Genomic DNA, 11,225 nt, shown 5'->3' on the forward strand with positions numbered 1-11,225 from the left:
TCTTTACAAGATACTAAAAATCAAGGTCTTATCCAAAAAATCAACCATCTATTTTGCTGATTGTCAGTAAAATAGATTTTTTGTCATGTACTAAAATTTAACTTATTTAATAATTCGGATTCCGCTTATTCGGTTTAATGATATACCTTTGCAATCAATCAAAAAGAAAATAAATTATGAATAACTTTTCACTGGCTAATCCCGTAAAAATTATATTCGGGAAAGATACTATTAAAGATATAGTGAACGAAATACCTCAAGGTAGCAAAGTATTGATGACATACGGTGGCGGAAGCATCAAAAAGAACGGAGTATACGATCAGGCAGTAAATGCCCTTAGCGGATACGAATGGTACGAATTCGCGGGGATAGAACCAAATCCGCATTACGAAACATGTATGAAAGCTGTTGCCCTGATTAAGGAAAAAGGGATCGATTTCATCTTATCCGTTGGTGGCGGTTCGGTACTGGATGCTACAAAGTTTATATCTGCGGCCGTACTATTCGAAGACGGGGATCCCTGGCAGATATTATCAAAAGGAGCTGAGGTAAAGAAAGCCATGCCATTTGGCGATATCATTACCCTGCCTGCAACAGGTTCGGAAATGAATAGTGGAGGAGTGATTACCCGTGCCGAAACACAGGAAAAGCTAGCCTTTGCTTCCCCTCTTACCTACCCTAAATTCTCGGTGCTCGACCCTACTGTTACATATTCACTTCCTCCACGCCAGACTGGTAACGGAGTAGTGGATGCTTTTGTACACGTAATGGAGCAATACCTGACCTATAACCAAGGAGACTCACTTTTGCAGGACAATATGGCCGAAGCCATTGTAAAAACATTGGTTGAAGAAGGCCCTAAGGCGCTGAAAGAACCAACCAACTACGATGTACGCGCCAACCTGATGTGGGCTTCTACATGGGCGTTGAACGGATGGATCGCCTGCGGTGTACCGGAAGACTGGGCAACACACATGATCGGACATGAGCTGACCGCGTTCTACGGACTGGACCACGGACAAACGCTTGCTATCGTATTACCGGGCATAATGACCGTACTCCGGGAACAGAAAGGGAAGAAGATTACCCGCCTTGGTAAAGAAGTATTTGGAATACAAGGAGATAATGCTATTGACAGAACAATAAAATCTGTGGAGAACTTCTTCGAATCGATGGGAGTAAAAACGCATCTGTCTGACTACGGGCTTGGAGATGAGGCAATAAGCAAAGTAACGGAACGTCTTGCAGGACGTGGATGGAAACTAGGCGAATGCCATAATATTACAGCTGACGTAGTAAAAGAGGTACTGACATTAAGGAAATAAGGATCATCATACCGAAAGTAAGCCGATATTAGTAATATCGGCTTATTTTATATCTTCTATTTCAGATACTTCGCTCAAATTATTAATAATCAGCTCTTTCAGTTTATCTTCAGGCAATATCACATTAAAGTGCCCCCAGAAATCCTTGTCGTAATTATACTTGATATCTGAAAAGATATTCCGGGTAGGAATCCGCTCTTTCCGCGAAAATCCATTGACATCGTCTGTATCTACCTTACAATTTACCATTTCGAACCAAAGATGCAGCGGTGTGCTGAAAAGCTTCCGCTTCCTTTTCACTTTGAAGTCAATATCCCCCCTTACATGATTAATGTAATAGATGCTATCCCCCGAAAGTTTATATGAGACTGTATAGTGCGCACCCTCTAAAGTAAGCTTGAGATCCTTATTTTTCTTCTCGATATACATATCCGTAGCCATTGAAATATATTTAGGGTTGACTTCGAAACGAGCTTCCACCAATGCCTGACTCTCTGCGTCAATAAACAGCCTGCCCTTATACAAAGGCTCTGTAATATAGTCCTTCTGCTCAAATGAAATAATATTAACCCTGCGTCCGTCCGTTACACTGATATCAGTATGCGTATAATCATATTTATCCCAGTCATCCAGATTCAGGAAATCGGGTAATTCCTTCATCAAATCCAGCGTCAGGCACGAGTTGATACCCGACTTCATCTTTGTAAATATCGTATCGCTCTCCTGCGCGTTCCTTATACGGCGCATTTTTACCAGTTTTACCTGATCAAAATTTGAAGGACTCTGGTAACGAGTCTTATATACCTTAAGGATTGCCTCGGTTATATCAATGTTCTTTTTCTTATGCTCTATACCTTCCCTGTAAAAAGCCGTAATATAGGTGGGTACCGATGGATAGTTGAACTTCCTGCGGGCAAGCATCCGGGTTATCTCCTGCCTGGGGTCTACAGCCCTGACAATAATCTCTTGCAAAGGTATCACCTTAGGCTCAAGGGTAAATATCACATGCTGGCCTTCCAACAGTTGAGCTTCAATCTCCTGATTTTCGTACCCCACACGCGTTAGCCTTATAATCGAATGCCGGAGCGAATCAGGTAAGATCAGCTTAAACTCCCCATCCTGATTGGATATGGTACCTATAGTCGTATTATTGACGCCGACAGTACTGTATGCGAGCGGCTCATCCGTTATACGGTCATAGATCATGCCGGTGAATGTAAAGTACTCATTTTCTACAGGTTCCACAGTCTTTACTGCCTGAGGTGTATTGTAAACCTTCTTTTGTTCCGGAAGCTGCAACAGTATATGACTGCCTATCACTGTTATTTTCAATCGGTTATTTCCAGTGATAGCATAGATAGCCTCACGAAGGGTATATTCTCCTTTTGCTATTTTTACTTCTTTGTCGTTGTCTATTATCTGGCTATCGTAAATGAACAGGTAACCCGACTTATCAGATACCTGCCTCAACAACTTATATATGCTTTCCTTGCTTTTCGGCAATTGTATTTTACGGTTCAGCACACCTCCGTCATCTGCCTGTACTGCAATTGCCATAACCAGCAACAACAGCCAGACTAAAATACGATGAAGTGTATTTTCTGCCGTATGTCCCATTAGCGTTATATCATTTTATGTTAGCACATGACAAAAAACATTTATGCAAGCTTAAAGACCTTATTATGTAGCCCTTACAGGGCGCAGGTACTTTATCTATTGTTTCCCGGGGCGTTGCCCCAGGCTAAATTATGCTAGGCTTGCAGCCTGTTTTATCAAAACGCCCTGAAGGGGCAATATATTTCAGCCCAATGGCAACGCCTTGGGGAGAATAAGCCATCCATCTAAATTTCGCCCTGTAAGGGCAGCATAACAGATAGTTACAGGTTTTATATTGTTTTTTGTCCTGTACGATATCATTTTTTAGTAACTGTTCGTGAAATTTCCTAACAGTTACTTAGTAACTGTTTAAATTTTATACGAATATTTTATTATACCTTTTTCTTCGTTCATTTTTAGTCTGTTTTCGGCTGTTTTTTCCCTTCTCTCAACTCAAATAGCCCGCTATTATCGTTTCGAGGAAGAACCAACGGTCACAGGAGCGAAGCGTATGTAAATAAGCATCTCTAAAACATCTCTAAAAATTGGAACGAATAAAATTTAAACAGTTACTTAGATATGGATATTATATTATCCTGCCGGGTCAACCGTAAGTTCAGAGCCAGACAGATCAATTGAGCCATCGTATCAGGTGTATCGTCGGAGAAAGTAACAGTCAATAGCCTGTCTCCCAATTCCGGCGCTATCTTCAATTGCTCTGCGTCCGAGTTCATATTTATAATCTTCACTACATCGGCTAAACGCTGGTCTTTGAAGTAGATACGTTTCAGGTATGCCTTAAACTGGCCTGTATCCGTAGTCTTTATTTTCTGTAAATTATCAGATCTGAACAATGCTGTTTCTCCGGCTACGACATTCACTACCTGCCCATCTTTTTTTGATGTTACCCTTACTTCTCCGTGCCGCACGGATAACGAAAAGTCAGCGTTATTATGACTTTTCACATTGAACGATGTCCCCAGTACTTCTATTTTTGTTTTTTCCGTCTCAATTATAAACGGTTTATCCGGATTACGGCTAATATCAAAGAAAGCGTCTCCATGCAGGACAACCTCTCTTTTATCATCCGTAAAGCGACCGGGATACTGTAAAGATGTCTGCCCCGACAGATACACAACTGAACCATCCTCTAAAGTGGACACTATAGTAGGCGCTCCTTTTTCGTTGCTTAAAGTCAGCAAATCTGTTTGTCCGGCTCTCTGCCCACGGATTACAAATACTGAAACAACACAAATACATAAAATCGCAGCCACTGCGCTCCACCGTATCACAGCCGTACGCAGACCGGAATTTGCAGTTACTCCCACGTCGTCTCCGGGAAGCAAGTTATCCTGTTCCAAGCGGCTATATAGGCGGTTCCAAGCCTGATCTGTAATTTTATTATCTTTCTCTTTTAAAGTCATGACGCATGTATATATTTTTCTATTTCGTTCCTTAATATTTGATATGTTTTTGTCATTTCAGCTTCTACCGTCTTTACCGAAACAGATAACAGCTCGGCTATCTCCTTATATTTCCGGCCTTCCATACGGTGCATCCTGAAAATTTTAAGACGCCTTTCCGGAAGTTTTTCCAATGTACGGTTTATGATATGTTCCAACTCTTTATACTCCATTTGTTCCTGTGCGGTAGCCTCCGGTTGCTCGTCCTTGCGGCTAAGCACATTTTCCCTGTACCGTTCCTTTACACTCTGGTGTTCGTAATATTGTAGAGCCTGATTGCGAACAGCACCGTACAGGTAACTTTTCAATGAGCGTATCACATTCAGGTTTTCCCTATCCCTCCACAGTACATAAAAAAGCTCCTGGACTATTTCTTCCGAAGCTTCTTTTTTACCGGCTATGCTGAACGCGTACATATACAGAGACATGTAGTACTGGCGAAAAACCTGTTCGAAGGTCTTGATATCGCCACTTTTTATCTTCTTGAATATAAGTATATCGTTCAGCATAACAGGTAAAGCTTTCAAATAAATTCAAATATAGTGAAACAGAATCTATCGATCAGAAGTTGTTTTGATTTTTCTTTAATTTATTAACGGCTGTTTCGAGCGATTCCGTCGGCTCTATAATATTATATCCCTGCCAGAAATTAACATCGTAGAAGTTGCTGACTTTGTCCGAAAGTGAATATCTGTCGTTAAACGCCTGTTTGTTTGCAATCTTATTCACATTTTCGGACTGCCTGTCGGTCACTACCATCTCCGAAACAATCGTGTAATTAGTAGAGAATAGTTTCCGCTTATAATCGCACTTGAAACGTACCTCGTTACGGACATAATTCAGATAACTCTTTCCTGCCTGTTCTTTATATGTTACCAGATAGACTACTTCCTCCGGTTTGAAGTGCAGCCTGAACGGTTTCTTACGCAGGATAGCCTGTGTTACTTTGTTACGGTCATTCATATCGAGGCTGAATTCAGCGCGGGAAAAAGCGAGTGTTTCCTGGTCGATATATAATTTACCATCAAAAAGCGCATAAGCTAAAATAACCTGTGGCTTAAAGCTCACTACATAATGAGGACGCTCGTTTATCATCACTGAGTTCTCCATTTTGAACTTATAATAATGGAGTGTTTCTTTATCCAGCATCAGGTCTTTATTTTTTACAACATCCAGATATGTGGAAAGGTTGGGACCACCTACAAATTTCACAAGCAGCGTATCGCCCGGCTTAGGGCTAAGCAGCTTCCTGCCTTTGAGTACCTGTACCTTGTCGTGTGCATCCGATTGTGTATATGAGGTTTTATAAATATCAATCACTGCCTCGGAGATATTGATATAATTACGCCTCTTTTTTATCGTCTCACGATAGAATCCCGTTAAGAGATTTGCTGACAGGCTGTTATTATCCGCTATCTTCATAATTGCGGTTTCTACTAACTTTTGTGGATCCATCGATTCTACAATCACTTCTTTCAGCTTGTTCTCATTGGGAGTAAGAAAGATGGTTACATCATCCATATCGTTATCCGACAAGGCCAATCGCTGATTATAGTATCCGATATGTGAAGCTTCTAACGTTTTCACACCAAGGGAATCCTTTATCTTTATCGAAAATCCGCCATCGGCATTCGAGATAGTACCGATACCCGTGCCGGGGATCGAAATACTTACATACTCAAGCTTCTTCTTCGATTTTATGTCCTTTACCACTCCGGTTATAGTAATATACCCCGGATCTCTGCCTGCATACACAGGAATAGCAACACCCGATATAATAAGGATTGTGAAAACAATCTGTATCAATTTCAAATATTTCGTTCTCATGGCTATATTGTTTTAGTGATGAATAATAAAACCGGTTGTACTATTATGATCGGTCAAAGGAGAAAAACCCTAGAGAAAAACCGACAATTAACTTTCTTTAACCGATAATGAAAAGGTAAAAAGGTAACAACCCTTAAAAATAACATATTGTAGACCATATTCGGGTAAAATACCGCTGGGAGGTACTCGAAGCAGAGAACAAGGCTATTGGGAAATACAAGGAGAAACGCAAAGAAGCCAAAGGGCAGAGCCGTTCACTGGAGCCGTGGCAACCAACAAGGATGAGCAACAGTGAGACTATGCCACAGATTATGGCACGCTCTAAGTATATCATTCTTAAACATTATTCGAAATGGAATGAACAGCAAAAAATCCGTGCACAAATCCTGTTTGAGGCCTATCCTAAGCTCAAACAAGCATATGAACTCTCTAGTAGGCTGACTCAAATATTTAACAAACGGATTACAGCAAACACTGCCAGATTATTACTTGCCAAGTGGTATAATCAAGTAGAAAAATATGGAGAACCCGGGCTCAACCGGGTATTGTAAACCTTTGAAAATCACAACCGAACAATTATCAACTATTTCAATGAAAGACTCACGAATGCTTCGGCTGAATCATTCAACGCTAAAATAAAAGCACTAAGAAGTCAATTCAGAGGAGTAGGGGATATTAAGTTCTTTATGTACAGGCTGGCGATGCTATATTCATGATATGCGACAAGGGAAATCAACCCGGAAAATCCGCTGAGCCCTAAAGTGGGACCAGCTGTCTTTTTTCAAATCACTGCCGCGTAACTGCCCAGGTAGATAAGCATAAAAACAACGGAAACTGTTTATTATAAACAGTTTCCGCTAATTTCAGTTGCGGAGACCGGATTCGAACCGATGACCTCCAGGTTATGAGCCTGGCGAGCTACCACTGCTCCACCCCGCGATATTGTGAGTGCAAAAGTATGGAAATTATTATAACAAACCAAATAAATAGGAGTAAATAAATAAATTATTTCTATACCTTCGAGTTACTTATTGACTACAAGCTCTTTAAATGGAAATATTTTTCACCATTTATAACTTAACCCAAAACCAACCATCTCATTGAACTGAAAATAACCCCAACCTTTTTTTCTGTTGGCAATACCAACACCGTCATCATACCTTAAATAGAGATAAACAGATGATGACAGATAACGGCTGAAAGCCATCGTAAATTTATTCTCATTTTCAACTAACACTTTCTCATAATTGGTGAAATATTTCAACCGGGTGGTAAATCCGCTATATCGGTTAAATCCATAAGAAAGGTTCAGGTTTATAGTCGAACCAAAATCCAGTTTACTGCTCTTACCTGACTCTAAACCAAAACGGGTTTCATCAACATTCTCACTTCCTACATAAACATAGTTGATAGAAACCGGAGACAGGTCTAAGGACAGATTCAATTTCTTATATTTATCTGCTTTAGATACCTTTTCCAGTTTATAACTCATACCGACACCTGTATTCACTTGCAGTGGCGACAAGAATGCTGTTATCCGATCCTTAACATTAACCTGATGACCATTAAACAAAGGGGTCTTTACTTCAAGATTGGCCGTATACGACCATTTTTTATAAGCGGATATACCTAACACACTGTACACACGAAGATAATCCTCTATTATATTCACTTTATGAAGAGTGTCCGCAGGCGTTTGCTGTATATTCAATTTCCACTCGAAGGTATTATCAAACGATATCTTATTCTTCTTATAATTGAGTGTTATCTTATGATAATTGACAATGCTAAAATTATTATTTCCTCCGGCATACCAGTTCTGGAAACTATTCTGGTTCATCTGCAAAGAATGCTCTCCTGTCCTAATCCAATACACTGGATCAATCTTTATCTTTTCCACCTCAGGTTTACTTATTCCGATAGGGTCATCAGTAGTGAGTAATTCTTTAAAAATATTTCTTTTCTCAACTACATTCTCCTTCAAAACCGGGATTTCTTCAAATTCAAAAGCGTTTAGCCTTATCCTTTGAGGATTGTTCATATAATAATTCCTTCTGGCAGCCTTGATCTCTTTTACCCTAGCCAATTGGGGAGCAAACGTACTGTCCGGCGAAATCAAAAGAAACTCATCCGAAGCTTTCGTCTTGTTACCAGATGATAAGAAGTTCAAATCGTCCGGCAATATCCTGCCATCAAAAACAACAGGCAGAAATGCAGGATCGAGGATAACCGTATCTCTAAATGTTGTCCGGTTATCAAACGGTACCCAATCATTATCTAATATTACCAGCCCATTTTTATTACGTTGTGGCAACAAGTTGATTTGGTTTAATTTTCTGGCATATATCGTATCGATCTTCAAAGGTGCTGAAAAACCCGATGCTTCATCCCTTACCGTAAATTTCTTCAGTTGTTTGTCTATATTGGTTATATTATTCAATATACTATCCTTTCTTTGTTTCGTAGAGCCAGTATTTTGGGCATTGGCAGAAGCAAAAACAAACAAACTAATAATGAAACAGAGGTAGAACCTATTTACTCTCATTTTACTTATCTTTTTCAGAAAAGTTCCCTTAATAATACTTTAGAATATAACAAACTGCAAATTTAGCAATTAAATCTCATACTTAGAGCCTGTTCAAATTTTATTCGTTCAAATTTTCAGAACTATTTTTGAGATGATTTTCCTTTCCGCCAAGCGATAATAGTGGGCTATTTTAGCCGATTAACGGGCTAATACTAAAGACAGGCAGGAGAAAACGCCGATGCCTGCCTTTAGTATTATACCAGAACATTACCACATCAATACTATATGAAATGTCTTGGCTGAAGTAGGACGCAACTGTGTATTAAAATCGGAGTATGTAAGATAGAAACCGACACCTCCCGGATAAAAATCAAAATCAGCCGTCTCGGTCCAAAGAAATTCGCCAAGATTATCTTCCCCACCTAAATGCAGTACATACGGCAATCCGTTTTTAACATCTTTGGCTGTTTCAATATAACCGACAACCACTCCCTCTTTATAAATTGTATTACTAAGCTCTTTCAGCGGCTTATCTACAAAGAAATAAGAGTTAAGTTCTCCGGACTTCCCAACTAATTCCCATTCATTAGGCTGGATCGTAAATGATGTCACGTACCAACTTGTACCATACCCATCCTTTCCATCCCGTCCGTCCAGTCCATCATATCCGGCAGGCCCCATTGGCCCTGTTGGCCCTTCACACGATACTAAAAATACAACTAATACTAAAAACAATAACTTTTTCATAACTATATAATTTTAACAATGAATAAATTCTTTAGCGTCGACCTCCCTGCCTGCTACTTTCAGCCTCACGTTGTTGGCGTTCCTGTGTTTCACGCTGTTGACGGGCTTCAGATTCTCGGCGTTCACGTTCCTGCCTTTCCTGCGCTTCGCGTTGTCGGCGGGCTTCGGACTCTCTGCGCTCTTGCTCTTGCCTCTCTTGTGCTTCGCGTTGGCGGCGAGATTCGGACTCACGACGTTCCTGTTCTTGTCTTTCTTGTCTTTCTTGTCTTTCTTGTGCTTCGCGTTGCTGGCGAGCCTCTGATTCTCGGCGTTCCTGTTCCTCTCTTTCCTGAGCTTCGCGCTGGCGGCGGGTTTCGGACTCACGGCGTTCCTGTTCTTGTCTCTCTTGTGCTTCGCGTTGGCGGCGGGCTTCGGCCTCTCTGCGCTCTTGCTCTTGCCTTTCTTGTGCTTCGCGTTGGCGGCGAGATTCGGACTCACGGCGTTCCTGTTCTTGTCTCTCTTGTGCTTCGCGTTGCTGGCGAACTTCGGATTCTCTACTCTCACGTTCCTGCCTTTCCTGAGCTTCGCGTTGGCGGCGGGCTTCAGACTCACGGCGTTCACGTTCTTCGTTCACATTTTCCTTTCCTGATACAGATTCAGGTAATGGTCGTAATGAGGGGGAATCAGGCCTTTGAGGCAATTCCGGGTCTGGCCTCTGAGGTGGACGCGTGCTACCCGGATGTTCCGGCCTTATCGGGTCTGGTTTTTGTGGAGGTTTTGGTCTGCCCGGCCTGTTAGGTTTATTATTCCATACAGGAGGGCTTATATAATCATAATAATAGTCCTGATCAGGATAGTAATAATTATCGTAATACCACGGAAAATAGTTATCTGAATACACCGGATAATATTCATCATAGTAGTAATAATAATTGTTGTAACCACTATTCAAAGGAGAATAACTATTATAATAATCAAACAGAACAGAAGAACCTTCATTCGTATAATAGACTTCCTTATTTTCCTCCTCTTGCCCCCAATGCCTTAACTCGTATGAAAAAGATGGTTCTACAGGAGCTAATACATAATTATCCGGTTCAGAGTTTTGCCCTTTTAGATTTTGTCTGGAAGCAATAAACTGCCTTGCAGCTTTACTCTGTAAAGAATCATTGTTACGAACAGAATCAACTATAGCAATTCCGTCCGGATAAGATTCCTTTATTCTTTCTGTCTGTCTAAGATTTCCTTTTGTATCGTCAACATTACGTACTTCTTTTTTACAACCCTGTTGTGTAAAGAATAATATAAGTACAGCTATAAAAATTACATCTCGTCTCATGGCGATATAATTTAAGTTATTATTAAGATAGGTGTACGTAAATGTTCTTTGTAGTAATCAGTAGGTAAAGATTATTGGCTTTTAGGATTATTTTTCCATAGTGTATAATATATTAAAATATTCAAACTGTGCTTTTATATTATATAGACTGACAACTTTCTATTTGGTTTAATTTGGTTTTAAAAATTATCACAATTATCCCTGATTTTTACTTTCTAACATCATTATGGTTTTATTATCATTTTGATATCGTGCGGATTATTAATTATGATAAACTCATTTTTTACCACAGGCTAAAAGGAGTTTGACTAAGTTTTATATTCTATATACAATAGTTCGTTATAAAAACAGCTTTTTTAAGCGGCAATAGTCCCATATTGTTTTAGTTCATTAATTATCCGCTTATTTTTTTTAGAGTTTGG

Annotated in this window: 8 protein-coding genes, 1 tRNA gene and 1 pseudogene; 2 read left to right on the forward strand and 8 right to left on the reverse strand. The window is 40.1% G+C overall.

Annotated elements, in window-relative coordinates; translation table 11 throughout:
- The first annotated feature begins 176 nt into the window (after positions 1-176).
- Positions 177-1,325, forward strand: a complete 1,149-nt coding sequence (locus D0T84_RS19430) for an iron-containing alcohol dehydrogenase (RefSeq protein WP_163309516.1) — start codon at positions 177-179, stop codon at positions 1,323-1,325.
- Positions 1,326-1,367: 42 nt separating this feature from the next.
- Here the strand turns inward: D0T84_RS19430 and D0T84_RS19435 are convergent, their stop codons facing one another.
- From D0T84_RS19435 to D0T84_RS19450, 4 genes are all read right to left on the reverse strand, one after another.
- Positions 1,368-2,942, reverse strand: a complete 1,575-nt coding sequence (locus tag D0T84_RS19435; RefSeq protein WP_163309517.1) for a carboxypeptidase-like regulatory domain-containing protein — start codon at positions 2,940-2,942, stop codon at positions 1,368-1,370.
- Positions 2,943-3,490: 548 nt separating this feature from the next.
- Positions 3,491-4,345 carry a FecR family protein gene (locus D0T84_RS19440; RefSeq protein ID WP_163309518.1) on the reverse strand — a complete coding sequence of 285 codons (855 nt, stop codon included), beginning with the start codon at positions 4,343-4,345 and terminating at the stop codon, positions 3,491-3,493.
- Complete coding sequence (locus D0T84_RS19445) at positions 4,342-4,893, reverse strand: RNA polymerase sigma-70 factor (RefSeq protein ID WP_163309519.1); 552 nt, start codon at positions 4,891-4,893, stop codon at positions 4,342-4,344. The genes D0T84_RS19440 and D0T84_RS19445 overlap by 4 nt, the downstream gene beginning before the upstream one ends.
- 52 nt (positions 4,894-4,945) lie before the next feature.
- Positions 4,946-6,211, reverse strand: coding sequence for a carboxypeptidase-like regulatory domain-containing protein (locus D0T84_RS19450; protein WP_163309520.1), 1,266 nt, complete (start codon positions 6,209-6,211; stop codon positions 4,946-4,948).
- A 299-nt stretch (positions 6,212-6,510) separates the two neighbouring features.
- Between D0T84_RS19450 and D0T84_RS19455 the strand changes: the two are divergent.
- Positions 6,511-6,927: pseudogene (locus D0T84_RS19455) on the forward strand (transposase).
- Positions 6,928-7,078: 151 nt separating this feature from the next.
- Here D0T84_RS19455 and D0T84_RS19460 read toward each other — a convergent pair.
- The 4 genes from D0T84_RS19460 to D0T84_RS19475 all read right to left on the reverse strand — a co-directional run bounded on the left by D0T84_RS19460 (position 7,079) and on the right by D0T84_RS19475 (position 10,803).
- Positions 7,079-7,150 (reverse strand) — tRNA-Met (locus D0T84_RS19460).
- 124 nt (positions 7,151-7,274) lie between these two features.
- The gene (locus tag D0T84_RS19465; RefSeq protein WP_163309521.1) at positions 7,275-8,756 is read right to left on the reverse strand and encodes a DUF3078 domain-containing protein; all 1,482 of its coding nucleotides are present in this window, start codon (positions 8,754-8,756) and stop codon (positions 7,275-7,277) included.
- A 249-nt stretch (positions 8,757-9,005) separates the two neighbouring features.
- The gene (locus D0T84_RS19470) at positions 9,006-9,485 is read right to left on the reverse strand and encodes a hypothetical protein (protein WP_163309522.1); all 480 of its coding nucleotides are present in this window, start codon (positions 9,483-9,485) and stop codon (positions 9,006-9,008) included.
- Positions 9,486-9,516: 31 nt separating this feature from the next.
- Positions 9,517-10,803: a hypothetical protein gene (locus tag D0T84_RS19475; protein ID WP_185155776.1), complete on the reverse strand. Its 1,287-nt coding sequence runs from the start codon at positions 10,801-10,803 to the stop codon at positions 9,517-9,519.
- Positions 10,804-11,225: the final 422 nt, after the last annotated feature.

Source organism: Dysgonomonas sp. 521 (genome assembly GCF_010501055.1).
In the GTDB taxonomy this organism is placed as follows: Bacteria; Bacteroidota; Bacteroidia; order Bacteroidales; family Dysgonomonadaceae; genus Dysgonomonas.